Origin of the sequence: Lentibacter algarum, assembly GCF_018860975.1 — a bacterium.
GTDB classification, from domain to species: domain Bacteria; phylum Pseudomonadota; class Alphaproteobacteria; order Rhodobacterales; family Rhodobacteraceae; genus Lentibacter; species Lentibacter algarum_A.
Genome location: NZ_JAHKQI010000009.1, coordinates 173,236 through 189,014, shown reverse-complemented (window position 1 = coordinate 189,014; position 15,779 = coordinate 173,236). Strand labels below are relative to the sequence as shown.

Annotated in this window: 14 protein-coding genes and 1 pseudogene; 10 read left to right on the top strand and 5 right to left on the bottom strand. The window is 53.2% G+C overall.

Annotation, left to right across the window (positions count from 1 at the left end; all coding sequences use genetic code 11):
• The first annotated feature begins 29 nt into the window (after positions 1–29).
• A complete protein-coding gene (locus KO498_RS14810) occupies positions 30–842 on the top strand; it encodes an IclR family transcriptional regulator (protein ID WP_215960704.1) in 813 nt (270 codons plus the stop codon).
• Here the strand turns inward: KO498_RS14810 and KO498_RS14805 are convergent.
• The 3 genes from KO498_RS14805 to KO498_RS14795 are packed head-to-tail and all read right to left on the bottom strand — an operon-like array spanning position 784 to position 4,189.
• Positions 784–1,707 carry a DMT family transporter gene (locus tag KO498_RS14805; RefSeq protein ID WP_215960703.1) on the bottom strand — a complete coding sequence of 308 codons (924 nt, stop codon included), beginning with the start codon at positions 1,705–1,707 and terminating at the stop codon, positions 784–786. The genes KO498_RS14810 and KO498_RS14805 overlap by 59 nt on opposite strands.
• Positions 1,704–3,410: an FAD-dependent oxidoreductase gene (locus KO498_RS14800; RefSeq protein ID WP_215960702.1), complete on the bottom strand. Its 1,707-nt coding sequence runs from the start codon at positions 3,408–3,410 to the stop codon at positions 1,704–1,706. Before KO498_RS14800 ends, KO498_RS14805 begins: the two co-directional genes overlap by 4 nt.
• Positions 3,411–3,436: 26 nt before the next feature.
• A complete protein-coding gene (locus KO498_RS14795; protein ID WP_215960701.1) occupies positions 3,437–4,189 on the bottom strand; it encodes an SDR family NAD(P)-dependent oxidoreductase in 753 nt (250 codons plus the stop codon).
• 168 nt (positions 4,190–4,357) lie between these two features.
• Between KO498_RS14795 and KO498_RS14790 the strand changes: the two genes are divergently transcribed.
• The 3 genes from KO498_RS14790 (at position 4,358) to KO498_RS14780 (ending at position 7,362) form a co-directional block, all read left to right on the top strand.
• Positions 4,358–5,386 (top strand): TRAP transporter substrate-binding protein, encoded by a 1,029-nt coding sequence (locus KO498_RS14790; protein ID WP_215960700.1) that lies wholly within the window; start codon positions 4,358–4,360, stop codon positions 5,384–5,386.
• A 73-nt stretch (positions 5,387–5,459) separates the two neighbouring features.
• Positions 5,460–6,032 carry a TRAP transporter small permease subunit gene (locus tag KO498_RS14785; protein ID WP_215960699.1) on the top strand — a complete coding sequence of 191 codons (573 nt, stop codon included), beginning with the start codon at positions 5,460–5,462 and terminating at the stop codon, positions 6,030–6,032.
• Complete coding sequence (locus KO498_RS14780; RefSeq protein ID WP_215960698.1) at positions 6,025–7,362, top strand: TRAP transporter large permease; 1,338 nt, start codon at positions 6,025–6,027, stop codon at positions 7,360–7,362. Before KO498_RS14785 ends, KO498_RS14780 begins: the two co-directional genes overlap by 8 nt.
• 276 nt (positions 7,363–7,638) lie before the next feature.
• On the opposite strand, the pseudogene KO498_RS18425 reads toward KO498_RS14780, so the two are convergent.
• A pseudogene (locus KO498_RS18425) lies at positions 7,639–7,740 on the bottom strand (DDE-type integrase/transposase/recombinase); the annotation flags it as partial.
• Between the two features lie 274 nt (positions 7,741–8,014).
• On the opposite strand from KO498_RS18425, the gene KO498_RS14770 reads away from it, so the two are divergent.
• The 4 genes from KO498_RS14770 to KO498_RS14755 all read left to right on the top strand — a co-directional run bounded on the left by KO498_RS14770 (position 8,015) and on the right by KO498_RS14755 (position 12,424).
• Positions 8,015–8,506 (top strand): Csu type fimbrial protein, encoded by a 492-nt coding sequence (locus KO498_RS14770; RefSeq protein WP_215960696.1) that lies wholly within the window; start codon positions 8,015–8,017, stop codon positions 8,504–8,506.
• A 46-nt stretch (positions 8,507–8,552) separates the two neighbouring features.
• Positions 8,553–8,999 carry a fimbrial biogenesis chaperone gene (locus KO498_RS14765; protein ID WP_215960695.1) on the top strand — a complete coding sequence of 149 codons (447 nt, stop codon included), beginning with the start codon at positions 8,553–8,555 and terminating at the stop codon, positions 8,997–8,999.
• Positions 9,000–9,113: 114 nt separating this feature from the next.
• The gene (locus KO498_RS14760) at positions 9,114–11,483 is read left to right on the top strand and encodes a fimbria/pilus outer membrane usher protein (RefSeq protein ID WP_215960694.1); all 2,370 of its coding nucleotides are present in this window, start codon (positions 9,114–9,116) and stop codon (positions 11,481–11,483) included.
• Positions 11,484–11,491: 8 nt separating this feature from the next.
• Positions 11,492–12,424, top strand: coding sequence for a Csu type fimbrial protein (locus tag KO498_RS14755; protein ID WP_215960693.1), 933 nt, complete (start codon positions 11,492–11,494; stop codon positions 12,422–12,424).
• A gap of 93 nt (positions 12,425–12,517) precedes the next feature.
• Here KO498_RS14755 and KO498_RS14750 read toward each other — a convergent pair whose 3' ends face one another.
• Positions 12,518–13,600, bottom strand: coding sequence for a Hint domain-containing protein (locus tag KO498_RS14750; protein ID WP_215960692.1), 1,083 nt, complete (start codon positions 13,598–13,600; stop codon positions 12,518–12,520).
• A 366-nt stretch (positions 13,601–13,966) separates the two neighbouring features.
• Between KO498_RS14750 and dapE the strand changes: the two genes are divergently transcribed.
• The gene (gene dapE, locus KO498_RS14745; RefSeq protein WP_215960691.1) at positions 13,967–15,115 is read left to right on the top strand and encodes a succinyl-diaminopimelate desuccinylase; all 1,149 of its coding nucleotides are present in this window, start codon (positions 13,967–13,969) and stop codon (positions 15,113–15,115) included.
• Between the two features lie 3 nt (positions 15,116–15,118).
• On the top strand, positions 15,119–15,733 hold the full coding sequence (locus KO498_RS14740; RefSeq protein ID WP_215960690.1) for a TIGR04282 family arsenosugar biosynthesis glycosyltransferase: 615 nt from the start codon (positions 15,119–15,121) through the stop codon (positions 15,731–15,733).
• Positions 15,734–15,779: the final 46 nt, after the last annotated feature.

Genomic DNA, 15,779 nt, shown 5'->3' with positions numbered 1-15,779 from the left:
GAAAGAGTTTCTAAAAGAAGTAGTTGAATATGGTAAAGCAGAATGACAACTCGTCGAAACGGCGTGGTGTGCAGACTGTCGAAACGAGCGGACGCATACTTACAGCTCTATTGCAGGCGAAGTCTCCTCAAAAATTGAGTAATATTGCTGAAGAAGTTGGAATTTCAGCTGCGCAATTGCACCCTTATCTTGTCTCGTTTCGAAAGATGCAGATGGTCGAGCAAACTGAGCGTGGACTGTATCAATTGGGCCCTTTTGCCTTGCACCTCGGGTTGTCGAGACTACGCAACCAGAATGCGCATCGCGACACGATCGTGCGGGTCGGCGCATTGTCTGTTGAACTACGGCTGATGGTCACTGTTTCTGTATGGGGCACGCATGGCCCTACGATTACCTATGTTCAGGAGTTCGATGACCGTATTCATGCGAACGTTCAAGTTGGCGGGAACTACAGCATGACTGTAACCGCAACTGGGGCAGTTTTCGGGGCGTTTTTGCCTTCGACAATCACGTCGCCGTTGGTTGCAGCAGAACTTACGAACACCGAGTTTGAAAGGCGGGCCTTTTTCAAGGTCGATGAAGAAACCTATTTAGGTGCACAGCAAAAAGCCAAATCGGATGGCTATGCTGTGACACGCGATATGCCAATTCCGGGTGTATCAGCGATCGCGGCACCTGTTTTTGACCATACGGGTCAGATACAGTTGGTGATCACTATCATAGGTCCAACGGGCTATATTGATCTCGCGCCAGATGGTGCGCCTGTGTACCGGCTTCTTGAGTTCACAAGGAACCTTTCTCGTGACCTAGGCTACGAAGAAGCCGTGAATTCTGGCGATTAAAAATTCCCAATGAAACGAAAAGGCCAAGACTCGCTGTGGCCAATCCGGCGAATTGAAGCACGTTCGGTGATTGTCCGGTCATAGGTATCGCGCAGAAAACAGCGGTTGATGGCACTAGGGCAGGGAAGACTGCGGCTGTTGTGCTTCCTAGACGGCTAATTGCGATTGCGAAGAACACCACAGCCAAGGCCCCGCCTAGCGCGCCTTGGTATATAAACTGTTCGAGCCATACCGTTACGGCGACAGGTGGAAGCTCAAACAGATACCAGTAGATGGGAAGGTAAACTGTGGTTGAACAAATAGCGATGAGACCGGTTGTTCGCACGGCGTCCAGTTTCCAGTGAGACATAAGCCATGTAAACACGCCCCAAAGCGTGCCGGTTACAACAAAACACAGATCACCAAGCCAAGGTCCAAATCCTGAGTGCGGTTTACTTTCTTGGTCCGAGGCAATGAAGATCAGCCCTAAGATTAGTAGGGACATTCCAAGTTTGCGGTGCAGAGAAAGCGGGGCGCCGCCAAACCAACGGCCAAGGCCACTTGCAACTAACATGGTCATACCCGGGCTGATAACGACAGCATGACTGAGAGGCGCTAAGGTGTATCCGGTGTTGAATATCCAAGCGAATGGCGGGCCTGCGACAGCAACCAGAACCGCGGTTCGAAACACAGTCGTATCTGTAAAGGGGCTAACCCGCATGAACGCCATAACCGGTAGCATAACTATCATGCCGCCAGCATAGCGTAGCAAGGTTAGGTCGGCACTGCTCAGGCCTTGTTGGTGGCCGATCTCAACGCCAACATTGTAGATCGCCCAAGCGAAAACGGCGGCTATGCCGAAGGCTATGCCACCGCTTCTGTTCATTTGTTGCCACCAGCCATGTGCCGTGCGGCGATATAGCCAAAGGTCAATGCTGGGCCGAGTGTGATGCCGCCGCCTGGGTAATTGCCACCCATGATACTCGCTGCATCGTTGCCGGCTGCGTACAGGCCGCTAATAGGCTGGTTGTTGTCATCAAGCACTTGCGCATACTCGTTGGTGCGCAAGCCTGCGAATGTTCCCAAATCACCCATCACGAGTTTGACTGCATAGAAGGGTCCTTTCTCGACAGGAGCGACGCAAGGGTTAGGCTTGTGGTCGGGATCGCCCAGCGACCGGTTGTAGGACGTTGACCCTTTGTGAAACTGAGGATCCTCGCCATTGCGCGCATGAACATTAAAATCGCTTACAGTGCGCTCGAACTGCTCAGCGTCAGCCCCGATCTGTTTTGCAAGGTCAGCAATCGTTTCGCCTTTAAAGAGGTAACCTGACTTGATGTGCTGTTTGTAGGGCACAGGATATGGCTTCACAAAACCGAGCCCGTATTTGCGCAATGCGCGGTGATCGGCAATGAAGAACGCGCAGATTTCTCCGCCTTCGTCTTTGCACGTCTTGGTCATCGACTGCCCAAAGTCATGATAACTGTCAGCCTCATTGCAAAACCGCCGGCCTGAACGGGTGATAGCTATCACGCCGGGTTTTGAACGGTCAACAAAATGTGGGAAGGTGCCAAGTGTGCCATTCTTGTTGACGGGCCGTGAGATAGGAACCCAAGCTGCCGCGTTTGGCAAGTCATCATTGAGAGCAGCACCTGCTGATTGTCCAAGACGTAATCCGTCCCCTGTGTTTCCGGGAGGGGCAGGTGAGGCGTGTTCGTTCCCTGTTGTCGCGTGCCCAAACAGCTTCATGCGGCGCGCAACATCATGTGGGAAACCACCTGCGGCCATGACAACCCCATCATTCGCGCGAACCTCGACTGTTCCTTGGACAGTTTCAACGAGAGCGCCAATAACACGCCCTTTTGCATCTCTGGTAAGTTCTTTTACTGCGGCCCTAGTCCAGATGGGAACGTCTTTGTCAAAACAGGATTTCGCCAACCGTGCTGCCAACGCGTTGCCGTTCATCAGCCGCATCGGCCGGCCATGAAAGGCCATGTCGCGTAGAAATTTCATGAACAGACCAGCAACATAAAACGCTGATATAGGAGAGCGTGTCACGTTGAAGAAGTGCAAGAGCTCTTTACCTGTCCCTATCATCATCCCTAAGAATGTGATCTCGGCCAATGGAGGGCGCAAGCGTTTGATCTCGGCGCCGAGTTCGCGTCCATCGACAGGGCGCGCAACGATCGAACGGCCACCATCCAAGCCACCGGGGGCATCAGGGTGATAGTCGGCAAAGGTGGGGCCAAGATCGAACTGCAGAGATGTTTCACTCTCAAAGAACTCTACGGCTTTTGGGCCAGCTTCGAGAAAGGCATCTACGCGCGCCGCATCGAAGTGCTCACCAGTTTCGTGCTGTAAGTATGTGCGCGCTTTTTCAACACTGTCTTGAACACCTGCGCGCTTTCCTGGTCCGTTGTTGGGGATCCAGCTCCAGCCTCCAGAACGTGCAGTTGTACCGCCAAAAACAGGTTCCTTTTCGACAACCAGAACTTTCTTGCCGCGGTGCGCGGCACTCACAGCCGCTGATAGCCCACCCGCGCCAGAACCCACGACCAAGACATCGCATTCATATATTTTGCGTTCCATTTTGCTTCCTATTTTCTCAAGTTCGTTCATGCGGTCAAATAGCCGCCGTCGACCGGCAGCAGCGCGCCAGTTACATAGCTTGCTGCATTTGATGCGAGGAAGATCACCGGTCCGACAAGTTCTGTGGGCTGTCCGACGCGCTTCAGAGGCGTGTGCGCCATGAAGCGAGCAATCGCTTCAGGAGTGTCTCTCGTAACTTGGGTCATCGGAGTTTCGATTACTCCCGGTAAGATGGCGTTAACGCGCACACCATGAGGCGCCATGTCTTGTGCCAAGGCTTTGGTAAACTGCGCGATAGCGCCTTTGCTTGCCGCGTATGCTGTTAGGCTGGGGCCCGCGACGATTGACATAATCGAGGCGAGGTTGATCACGCTGCCCGATGTTTCGATCAGATCAGGCAGGAACGCACGCACCATGTTTTTGGCGCCGGTCACATTCACGGCAAACGTTAGATCCCAATCGTCTTCATACGTGTCAGAGTCGATTTCGGTACGCCGAATGATTCCTGCGTTATTCACAAGGATGGAAACAGCTCCGACTTCCTTAGAAATGGTGACACGCAATGCGTTTACTTTGAACTGATCAGTCACATCCAGTTGATAGGCAACAGCCTCACCGCCACTCGCGATGATTTTGTCTCTCACCTGCTCGACAGTTTCCTTATTGATATCAATAAGAACGACAAGGGCGCCGGCGCTTGCCATGCCTTCGGCTATTGCGGCGCCGTTGCCCTGGCCTGCGCCCGTCACGACCGCGATCTCTCCATTTAAAAGAAACATTCGTCTAGCACCTTTTTGAATTTCACATATTGCAAATCAGTTTGTATATATCTAATGTTTTGATTGTCGCCAAGGGAGAAAATAAATTGGCGAGCAATCTATCAACGGCTGGATACGATTTGAGCATGTTTCAAATCGGCTCTCAGCGCAGCGCTCTAGGGAGGCAACATGAATAAGTTTTTAACATTGGCCACGATGGCCGCAGTAGGGGTCGGCAGTTCCGTAACTGCTGAGAATTTCGACCTGCAAAGCGTGTTTGGTTTGACCGTACCGTCTATTGGCCCAAGCCCCGTTAACTGGTCAAATAAGGTTCGCATGATGACCGGTGGCGAGATCGACATCAAGGTTCATGGCTCAGGTGACTTTGTCCCGCCATTTGAAGTTTTTGGTGCGGTAAGCACGGGTGCAATCCCGATGGGTTTTGATTGGATTGGCTACTGGGCCGGTCAAATCCCGGTTGCCAACCTTGTTGGATCAATGCCGTTTGGTCCGACACCTGACATTGCTTTGGCGTGGATGTTTGAAGGTGGTGGCCTTGAAATTATCCAGAAGGCTTATGACCCACACAACGTAAAGATCATCCCATGCCATCTGGTTGTGCCTGAGGCTGGCGGTTGGTTCAATAAAGATATCAACACTGTCGAAGACCTTAAAGGTCTCAACATGCGGATCGCTGGTTTGGGCGGGCAGGCGCTTGCCAAATTGGGCGCCAATACGCAACTCGTTCCTGCTGGCGAAATCTATGTTTCGCTTGAAACAGGTCGAATTGACGCGGCTGAATTCTCTGCGCCACAACTCGACAAGAACTTCGGTTTTCAAGAGATCGCGAAAAACTACTACTTTCCTGGTTGGCACCAGCCTTCAAGCTGGGACTCTATCATCATCAATATGGATGTTTGGAAGGGCCTATCAGAACAGCATCAAGGAACAATGATTGAGGCTTGCAAAGCCAACATTGTTGACAACCTTGGCGATCAGTTGAACCAGCAGATGCTTGCGATTGAAGAAATCGAAGCCGCGGGTGCAACTGTTAAGCGCTTCCCTGACGAAGTGTTGGTCGCAATGAAAGCTGCTGCGACAGAAGTGATGGAAGAAGAAGCCGCGAAAGACCCAATCTTTCAGGAAGCTTATGCCTCTCTGACAGCTTACGTCGAACGCGTTAGCCGTTGGAGCGAGCTCCAAAGTATGCCTAACTGAAACAAGCTAGTAGCATAGGGGGTTACTTAAGTGGCCCCCTATTGCAATTGTTAACAAAGCGAACAGGCCTGACATGGATCGTTTTCTAACCAATATCATCGGCATCTGCACGCTACCCGGGCGCTTTATAGGATGGCTTATGCTACCGCTTATTTTGTGCGTTTGCCTAACCGTATTTGCGGCACAAGCTGGCTGGAACAGTTTCGGTTCTTGGGAAGGTGATGTCTTCCTGCTCGGAGATGGTATAACAGTAAACACGCTCACGGACATGCAGTGGCACATCTTCGCTTTGCTGGTTTTGTTCGGTGGAACACTGGCGTTTCGCGACAACGCACATGTTTCGGTAGACTTTCTGTCTTGCAACTTCTCCAATCGAACCAATGCAACCTTTCAGGTTCTTGGTGATTTATTCCTTATTCTGCCATTTTGCCTTATCATCGCTTGGTTCGGCACCAAGTTTGCGCTTACGGCCCTTTCATCTGGTGAAGGGTCAAACTACGGCGGCCTTCAAGACAGATGGCTTATCAAAGCCTGCTTGCCCGCTGGTTTTGCTTTGCTTGGAGTGGCCACTTTGGCTCGAGCTATGCGCTCAGTTCTAAGAGCTTCTCGTGGACTACCTATCTATAGTGAGCATACTCATGATTGAATACATCTGGCCTATCGCCATGCTCCTTGGCTTGATTGCGGGCATTTTCGCGGGGTATCCAGTCGCCTTTGTTTTGGCGGGTGTCGGGATCATTTTTGCAGTAGCCGCAGGCGTACCAATGTTATTTCTCTCGATTGGTGTGCAACGAATTTTCTCTGGAGTGCTCACGAACTGGCTGCTCATAGCGATTCCATTGTTTGTATTCATGGGGCTAATGCTCGAGCGTTCCGGCATTGCCGAAAGACTCCTACGTTCGCTTGCGTCGCTGTTTCGCTCGATCCCGGGTGGCTACGCTTTTGCGGTGGCTTTGATCGGGATCATCATGGCGGCTTCAACCGGCATTATCGGCGCATCTGTTGTGCTGATGGGGATGATGGCTTTGCCACCAATGCTCAAAAACGGATACGACCCCAAAATTTCGACGGGTTTGATTGCAGCGAGCGGGACCTTGGGGATATTGATACCGCCAAGCGTCATGCTGATCATTCTGGGCGACCAACTTTCAATTTCGGTCGGAAGTCTTTTCATCGGCGCGGTTGGCCCTGGCTTGTTGCTGGCATTCCTCTACGTAGGCTACCTCGTTTATATAGTTATTCGTTCACCAGAGCGTATGCCTGCGATCGCACAAGATAGACCTGAGAGTTTTGGTAAACTGATGTTTCAGTTAGCATTTGATTTGCTCTTGCCAATCATTCTAATCTTATCTGTCTTGGGAACGATTATCGCAGGCATCGCAACCCCCACTGAATCCGCAGCGATTGGAGCAGCAGGAGCTTTGGTGTTAGCGCTGATCTCTCGCCGTCTAACTCTTTCATCGCTTTCAGCAGCTCTCACAGACAGTACAAAGACGACAGCGATGATCATCTTTGTGATGATCGGTGCAACGATCTTTAGTCTTGTTTTTCGGAAACTCGGCGGCGATGAAATGATCATCGATCTGTTTTCATTTGAAGGTAGCAGCCCTTATACGTCTCTGCTTCTGATCATGTTCGTGGTGTTTATCTTGGGCTTTTTCCTTGAATGGGTGGAAATCACCCTTGTTGTTGTTCCGATAGTTGCACCCGTGATCGCTGGGCTTGATTTTGGAATGGACCAAGAGCATGTATTGGCTTGGTTCGCGATCGCTCTGGCAGTCAACTTGCAAACATCGTTTCTCACCCCGCCATTTGGTTACGCGTTGTTCTATCTTCGGGGTGTAGCGAAAGATGTCCCAATCAAGACGATCTACCTTGGAGTTTTACCATTTGTGTTTTTGCAAATGGTTGCTCTTGCCCTGATCATCGTCTTCCCAGAGATCACACTTTGGCTACCACTCTATTTGGGTAGGTAAAAGTGGGCTCTGTCGCAAAGTCTTGGCGTTTGGCTGGAACCAGCAGGCGGCATTGTCATGTTAACTCAGATGGCCAAATAGGCTGGTATCATTCCAGATCAAGCAGCCACAATTTGGTGTTGTCTAACAGAGCGCGCAATTCACTTATCACTAACAGAAATTAGCGCGGCGGCGTTTTTGTGCAACCTTTCGACCTGCGCTTGAAGTTCCTTTTCGTCCTTCGCAAATAGCTTCCGATCCCCCGTGCGGCAAATAGAGAAATCATAGAAAAAGTCATCGGTACGTTGTGTCCTCAACTTGGCAATACCGGCCATTTGCATCGACGGTGCGCCACAGGTAGCGCCATTTGCCGCCAACTCGAATGTAGGTTTCCTCCAACAGTCAGTTGCCTAGTCTTCATGCGGTATATTTGTCCGATGTTGTACAACGGCAATGGCGGTTCTTGAGGTGTGCTGGAAAGGCGCGTTCCTGCTGATGAGGTGAGCACTATGCTCTTCGTCGGCCACTCTTTTTCACGAAGAACACTCTTATTCGACAAGATTTGGACAAGTTTATCGAGAAAGATGGTCTGGCTACTTCGCAGGATTCCACGCCGTGAACTGCTTCTAAGAAGCCCGGTAACGATCACTGTCAAACCCAGAAAGGCATGACTATGTTTATTAAGAACTCCTTGAAACTCTCACTGTTAAGTGCCCTTTGCGCGGCGTCTTCGATGGCTTCTGCTGCTGAGGAAACTGCCAACCTTAACGTTTCAGCCATTGTTGCTGACAGCTGCACGCTGACATCTGCGACGGCGCTATCATTCGCCAGTATCGATTCATCGACGGCCTCAAACGAGATTACGCCAGGCTCGATTGTTGTGCTTTGCACTGGCAGCCGAACCGGCGCTACTGTTACGCTGGGCGCTGGCCAAAACGAAGAAGGCGGCACACGCAAAATGGCCAGCACTGGTGGCGACTTGCTGCCTTATACTGTCTTCTCCGACGCTGGGCACTCAAGTGCTGTCGCGTCAGGCGGCACAGTATTCTCGGGCAACTTGACGGCAGTTGTTCCACAAGCAATACCTGTTTATGGGCAGATACCCCCAGGCAGCTACAGTGCAGGGCTCTATACGGACACAATTTTGGTTACTCTTAACCATTAACGGTTAGAGTAGCCGAGGCAAACCAAACATAATAAGGGAAAATCCCATGTTGAAATCGAGCATAGTGAAAATTGTAAAGCCGGCGTTCGTCGCCGCTCTACTTATCAGCGGGGGCGTCACTTCGCCCCTGCTGGCAGATAGCCTTACGGTGTCACCTACGCGGCTGAATGTGAAAGCTGCGAGCCAGACTACACTGACGGTCAAGGCCAGCGGCAAGCAAGCCTCGGTCTTGCAGATGCGGGTTCTCAAATGGCGCGAAGGCACCGACCCCAAGAAAGCCAAGCCAACGCGCGATGTTATTGTGAGCCCTCCCGTGGCACGCCTTAACCCTCGTCAGGAGCTGACAGTGCGCTTGGTTCGCGTGAGCAAACGCCCCGTGCGTGGCCGCGAATGCTACCGCGTATTGGTTGATCGCCTGCCGGGAAAAGAGCAGTCAGGTCAAGCTGTTAAGCTTCAGGTTCGTCACTCTGTTCCAATGTGCTTTAGCTCCTAAGTTTTGTTTTGAACAAAGTGCCAGCGAGGCGTTTCTCTTGCTGGCTCACGAGTTTAAGGGGTAAAACAGATGAACTGCGCAAAAATATTAGCTATCGGACTCATCAGCTTAGGTATGGTTCCAGTAACCGGTATCGCACAGACAGCTGAAACAGGTCTCGAAGTAAACGCTAACGTGCCTGACCCACTGGCTGTTCTCGAGGAAGAGACGCCGCTGTTTCTCGCCGTTGAAATGAACGGTTCCGACACGGGGTTAGCCGCTGAGTTCTTGGCGCACCCATCGGAAAACCGTATTTCGATCAAACGCTCGGAGCTGGCAGAAATTGGTGTGAAAGCCCCGGGCGCTGTTAATCCGCGTGTTTACCTGGATACTATTCCCGGCCTGACATACCGATATAAGCCGGACACCCAACAGATCATCCTGAATGTTCCAAACGGCAGCTTGCTTCCCAAAGTTCAGTCAGCGGCACGTCGTCCTGAATATCTGGCTGCCGAGAAAAGCACCGGCGCGGTTCTGAACTACTCGCTCGGCGTTGACTTCGGCACCAGTGGAGCCAACAAGAGCTTCGGCTTCAACTCGCTTACACTCGGGCTGGATAGCTGGGTTTTCACTCCATATGGCACACTCAGCACGACAGGTGCTTACCGCTATAGCAACGCAGCCGGCGCAGACAACGCCTTTACACGCTATGAAACCCGCTATGAAATCAGCAATGCAAGCAAGGCGCTGACGCTGTCGGTTGGTGATGTCAAAACATCCGGAATGTCGTGGTCGCGGCCCATTCGCATTGGTGGTGTGCAGCTTCGCCGCGATTTTAGCTTGCGCAGTGACATCGTGACCGAGCAGTTGCTGTCGTATTCTGGTGCGGCTGCAGTGCCTTCAACCGTCGATGTGTTTATTGACAATAATCGCTCTTACACCACATCTGTTGGATCAGGGCCGTTTCGCATCGATGACTTGCCAATATACTCGGGAGCGGGTGACGCTGTTATCGTCGTGCGCGACGAGTTGGGCCACGCCAAGAAGCAAAAGGTCTCGTTCTTTGCCTCACAAAATCTGCTCAAAAAGGGCGTTGCCGATTACTCATTGGAGTTTGGTTATGCCCGCCAGGCATACGGGCTGGAAAGCAACAATTATGGCAGTGACCTTGTCTACTCCGGTAGCCTGCGCTACGGGCTCACCAAAAATGTAACATTAGAAGGGCACTTTGAAGGCAAGAGCGATCTGGCCATGGCGTCTTTCGGCATTAATGTGGTGCCATTCTCGTTTGCCGAAGTCTCTCTAACCGGAGGTGTCAGTGACTACTTTGATACGAAAGCAAAGTTTGTGCAGGCCAATTTCCGCACCTCTATCGGCCAATTGGACTTCAACCTGAACACCATGCGCGCAGAAGACGGGTTTGCCGATCTGGCTTATGCCACTGGCCTTGACTACCTCGGCATTCAGAACATTACGAGCACTGGCTCATTGCTTGAGTTCCCCACAGCGATGGATGTTGTCAGTGTTGCGGTGCCGATGCCGTTTTCCGACCGAAAGCTCGGTGTGAGCATGGTTCACGCGCAAAGGGCCAGCTCTAGTGATCTGTTGCTGTCTACGTCCTATGGGCTGTCTCTCAAAGAGGGTCGCGGGTCGATCAATTTTAATGGCTCTCGCAACTTACGCACCGATGAGACGACGGTTTCGCTGGGTGTGTCGATGTCTCTTGGTAACCGCACCTATGCGCGTAGCAGTTATGACAAGGGCTATGATGGAAGCACGTCAGGCAACCTCTACCTTGCTCGCTCGATAGGAGAGAAAGTAGGCGACACCGGTTATGCCGTTCAGCTCGAAAGCCAACGCGGAAACCAGCTTGTCTCTGCGAGAGGCGACTATCGCAGCCCATTTGGCAAAGGCGGCCTTGAGTTGCAAACAGGCGGTGGTGGCACGTTTGCGCGCGGCACGTTCGAGGGCTCTTTCGTTGCGACGAAACAGGGCATCGCGGCTGGCAACCCGATCACAGACAGCTTTGCTTTGGTTGATGTGGGTGTGCCGGACTTGCCGATCTATTTGCAAAACCGCCCTGTGACGCGAACCAACCAGCGTGGTAAAGCGCTTGTTACCGGCCTCTCATCGCATCGCCGTAACCGCGTCTCTATCAACGTTCAAGACCTGTCAGAGACTGCCAATGTCGGCGCGACGGCGATGGATGTTGTTCCTGCACGTAAATCGGGGATGTTTGTGGGCTTCAATGGCAGCATCCGCCCCAATGTGCTGGTTGTGTTGCGCTACCCGAACGGAGATTTTTTGCCAGCAGGAACATACGGTTATCTGAATGGTCATAAGGACGAAACCTACGTCGGCTATGACGGGCAAGCCTGGCTTGAAAACGTCAAAGGGCGCAACACGATCCGGTTTGACACTCCGCGCGGAGCTTGCACAGCAACGTTCCAGTTTGAAGAGACTGCCGCAACCCAAGACCTTATTGATCCGGTGATTTGCAAATGAACCAAGCTATGCGAAAACTCTTACGTTTGGTCCTTGCGGCTGGTTTTTTGGGCCTGATGCCGCAAGTGGCCTCGGCTCTGTCTTGTCGTGCAACGGTGAGCAACATCAACTTTGGCTCTGTCAGTGTACGTACGGGCGCAACCAACCAAACCTCCGGCACGGTGAACATTTCGTGTAGCGGGACGCTGCTAAGCCTTGTGGGTGTCTGCCTGCGCTTTGGGCCGGGAAGCGGCGGCGCGGGCAACAGCAATTCGCCACGCTATATGCGTCGCGGTGACGGGGCGGCTTTGCCCTATCAGCTCCGCCCGGTTGGCAATGGAAATGCGTTTGGCACACTCAACGAGATCTACGTGCCCGTGACGACGCTTCTGGGGCGCGGCTCTGCGACTGTTCCAATTTTTGCAGATATCACCGCAAATTCAGTGGCGGTGGGCAGTGGCCAATATAGCTCTACGTTCTCGGGCGCGTCCGACATTGAGATGGAATATGGCGAGCTTACAACCTGCGCTTTGCTGAACCAGTCGGCGAGCATTCCGCCGTTTACCGTCTCTGCGGAAGTTGTTCCGAGTTGCGAATTGGATGTGACGTCATTGAACTTTGGCACCATCAGCGGCAGCCTCAACCAACCTGTTGATGAAACGGCAACTATCAATGTGCGCTGCACCTCTGACACCGACTACACTGTCGGGTTGGACATGGGCGGTGGCGGCGGATCAAACCCCGCAAACCGACAGATGCGAAGTGGTTTGCAAACGCTGAACTATGGATTGTACCGCGACGGTTCTCGCACGATGCCTTGGGGCAACTTGCCGGGCAACAGCATGTCGGCCACGGGCAATGGCAGCAACAATGCTTTCACAGTGCATGGGCGTATCCATGCAGGACAGTCGCCTGGTATGGGTGTATATACTGACAGCGTGATCGTTACGATCACCTACTAACGGCAAGGATATGCCGCTCAGTTCAAACGGCTCAGCGATGGGTGTAGTTTGCTGGATGTTCAGGAAACTATCTCGAGCACAGGTTTGCGGGCTTTATGCGGCGCATTGCTCGACCAGTGTGATAGCTTCAAAGGGGCGCAAGACAGGGTGAACCGAACGCATATGTTCGGGCAGTTGGGAACGCGAAACAGGCGCTAGAAGCGTCTCGGCATGTTGCTCGGGCTTGCGCCGCAAACGACCCAAAAACAAGCTTTCGAGTGCCGCTCCAGCAGCGTAGAGCGTTTCGTGCGCAGGCAATATCAACTGGTGGTAGGTCTTGATGAGGCCACTATCAGCCCAGATCGCGGAGGTTCCGTTGACAAGATGTCGGGCGCGTACCAACACGGATTCACAGCCAAACATGTATTCCACCATTGGTTGAGAGATGACAAGTTTTTGGTCGGGGGCGACGATGATATCACGCTGCAAGCCAAAGTAGGGAGCACGCAACTGCACAGGGCGAAAACTGCCGCGAGCCGGCACTGTGCGTGCCAGCGCGCCGAGCACCGAAACAGCGCCATGCTCGACGGTTTGCACAACATCACGGGGTTTGATCTTGGCAACGGGCTTGTAGCGCCCTTGGCTAAGAACTGGGATCGAAGCAGACAGGCTGGGCATCGGGCCGAGCGGCTCAACCTGATCAGAAATCGCAAAAAACTCAACATCACTGTCAATCTGAACCAGATGGGGCGCGAGTGTCATCGAGCGAATGTCATCGGTCCAGAGAGGCTGCGGATGCGAGATAGCGGTGGTTGAACTCCAGCCGGTTTCGGGCCGCTCTAGCGCGAGGCGGCCCCAATTTTTACGCATGTCCCAACTGTAAGTGATGCGCAGCAGATCGGTGCGCTCTGAGCTGTCGAGATCGACAACCGCGTGAGTGGTCTGCCCCCCGCTTTGCAAAACCAAAATGATCCCGCCACCGGGGATTGCGTGAAAGGAAATGATACGTTTTTCGGGGCTGCTAACGCGATGGGCAAGCAGGTTTTGCGGGCGCCCTTCAGCTGAAATACTGGTTTCGATCACCAAGCTGCCTTTGAGCAATGGCGCACCCTGTTGCAAGTGAGCTGCGCTTTTAGGCTCAAGCCCGCGCAGGGCGTAATGCTGTTCATCGCTGCCTGCGATCGCCAACCAGCTCATGCGACACCTGCTTGATACAAGAATATTGTCTTGAATAACCGGAAAAATGTGACCGGAAATTCCGATGCAACGCCCATGCCAATACTGCCTCATTCAGGGCAAAACGAAGGACGCGGCACTGTTGCTTAACAGCGGATCGTCGGCTTTTCGCTCGTTGTGATCAGGGCGGGTTCACCCGCGCGCCTGTTCTGCCTCTGGTTTATTCTTCTTTGAAGATTAACACGAGAACGCCGAGCCTGTTAAGACGTTTCATCATTCACTCAACAGCTTAGTGAAAACAATGTGGCATGTTTGCTTGGTTTGCGGAGACGGGTGTAAACCGATATTGGGGTGACTAGGTTAACATCTTTCTTAAGGAGCGTGCGCATGGTCACGAAGATTGATCCGGTCGAGCTGACGAAAGCCCTCATACGTTGTCCTTCAGTGACGCCTGAAGAGGGCGGCGCTTTGGTGCTGCTTGAGGAGCTTCTGACTGCCGGTGGTTTTGAGTGCACGCGGGTTGATCGAGGAGGTGTTAGCAACCTGTTCGCCCGATGGGGCACGCGCGGAGCCAACAAGAGTTTTGGCTTTAACGGGCACACCGACGTAGTGCCAGTTGGTGATGTTTCGGCATGGAGCGTTGACCCGTTTGGAGCTGTTGAGAAGGACGGCTACATCTGGGGGCGCGGCGCGACTGATATGAAGTCAGGCGTGGCGGCTTTTGCGGCGGCGGCCGTCGACTTTGTGCGTGACACTCCGCCTGACGGCGCGGTGATCCTGACCATCACGGGCGACGAAGAGGGCGACGCGATTGATGGCACGACGGCGCTGCTTGACTGGATGGCCGCGCAGGGCGAGCGCATGTCTTGCTGCCTTGTCGGAGAACCAACCTCGCCGGACACAATGGGCGAGATGATGAAGATCGGACGGCGCGGCTCGATGACGGCTTGGTTCACTGTGACTGGCGAGCAGGGGCACTCGGCTTATCCGCATCGCGCACTCAACCCGCTGCCGGCGATGGCTCGTTTGATAGACCGTTTGGCGAGCCACGAGCTTGACAAAGGCACCGAACATTTTGATGCATCGACGCTGGCCGTGGTGACGATCGACACGGGCAATGCCGCGACCAATGTTATTCCTGCGGCCTGCTCAGCCGCAGTCAATATTCGCTTTAACGACAGCCACTCCGGCGCGGGTTTGACGGCTTGGCTTGAGGGCGAAGCTACTAAAATAAAAGAAGAATTTGGCACTGGCGTCGAGATGCGGGTGAAGGTTTCTGGCGAGAGCTTCATCACGCCACCGGGCGCGCTTTCGACTTTGATTGCAAGCGCTGTGAATGCCGAGCTTGGCGTGACGCCCGAGATGTCGACAACTGGCGGCACCTCGGATGCGCGCTTTGTGAAGGATCATTGCGACGTGGTCGAGTTTGGCCTTGTGGGCAAGACTATGCACCAAGTTGACGAGCGCGTTCCGGTGAAGCAGATCGTCCAGCTGAAGGCGGTTTACACGCGTATTTTGCAAGAATATTTTGCCTGAGTTATGCGGCGGCAACACCTCATTGTCATGGTCAAAAATCCACAAGTCGGACGGGTGAAAACGCGGCTTGGGCGTGATATTGGCATGGTCAAATCAGCGTGGTGGTTTCGGCATCAGGTGGCCGATATGTTGCGCCGGTTGGATGATCCACGCTGGCGAATATGGCTAAGTGTAGCACCTGACTCGGCCGCAGCGAGCAAGGTATGGCCGCTGCATTTGCCGCGTATTTCGCAAGGGCAAGGCGGTTTGGGCCTGCGGATGAAGGGCGCATTTGAGGCACTTCCCAAGGGGCCAGCGGTGCTTGTTGGTGGTGATATTCCGGGTGTGACAAAACCTGAAATCGCGCAGGCCTTCGGGCTGTTGGGCAGGCATGATGCGGTTTTTGGGCCGGCTGATGACGGCGGGTTTTGGTTGACGGGGTTTGCCCGAAAACGCCCGCTCCCGCGCGAGATTTTTGAGAATGTGCGTTGGTCGAGTGAGCACGCTTTGAGCGATAGTATCGCCACACTTTGCGGCCAAAGTTATGCGCTGGCGGCGGAGTTGAGCGATGTTGATACAGTGGATGATTTACGAAAGTTAACGGCGCAAAAGCGCCTGCACAATGCGTGCATACCGTAGTGCATACCACAGTGCATAATGCGTGCTGACAGATTTTACACCGCGA

Bases quoted from the DNA above. Each gene is read 5' to 3' on its own strand.
- KO498_RS14810 (WP_215960704.1), top strand. From the start codon at position 30: ATGGTAAAGCAGAATGACAACTCGTCGAAACGGCGTGGTGTGCAGACT.
- KO498_RS14805 (WP_215960703.1), bottom strand. From the start codon at position 1,707: ATGAACAGAAGCGGTGGCATAGCCTTCGGCATAGCCGCCGTTTTCGCT.
- KO498_RS14800 (WP_215960702.1), bottom strand. From the start codon at position 3,410: ATGGAACGCAAAATATATGAATGCGATGTCTTGGTCGTGGGTTCTGGC.
- KO498_RS14795 (WP_215960701.1), bottom strand. From the start codon at position 4,189: ATGTTTCTTTTAAATGGAGAGATCGCGGTCGTGACGGGCGCAGGCCAG.
- KO498_RS14790 (WP_215960700.1), top strand. From the start codon at position 4,358: ATGAATAAGTTTTTAACATTGGCCACGATGGCCGCAGTAGGGGTCGGC.
- KO498_RS14785 (WP_215960699.1), top strand. From the start codon at position 5,460: ATGGATCGTTTTCTAACCAATATCATCGGCATCTGCACGCTACCCGGG.
- KO498_RS14780 (WP_215960698.1), top strand. From the start codon at position 6,025: ATGATTGAATACATCTGGCCTATCGCCATGCTCCTTGGCTTGATTGCG.
- KO498_RS14770 (WP_215960696.1), top strand. From the start codon at position 8,015: ATGTTTATTAAGAACTCCTTGAAACTCTCACTGTTAAGTGCCCTTTGC.
- KO498_RS14765 (WP_215960695.1), top strand. From the start codon at position 8,553: ATGTTGAAATCGAGCATAGTGAAAATTGTAAAGCCGGCGTTCGTCGCC.
- KO498_RS14760 (WP_215960694.1), top strand. From the start codon at position 9,114: ATGGTTCCAGTAACCGGTATCGCACAGACAGCTGAAACAGGTCTCGAA.
- KO498_RS14755 (WP_215960693.1), top strand. From the start codon at position 11,492: ATGCGAAAACTCTTACGTTTGGTCCTTGCGGCTGGTTTTTTGGGCCTG.
- KO498_RS14750 (WP_215960692.1), bottom strand. From the start codon at position 13,600: ATGAGCTGGTTGGCGATCGCAGGCAGCGATGAACAGCATTACGCCCTG.
- dapE (WP_215960691.1), top strand. From the start codon at position 13,967: ATGGTCACGAAGATTGATCCGGTCGAGCTGACGAAAGCCCTCATACGT.
- KO498_RS14740 (WP_215960690.1), top strand. From the start codon at position 15,119: ATGCGGCGGCAACACCTCATTGTCATGGTCAAAAATCCACAAGTCGGA.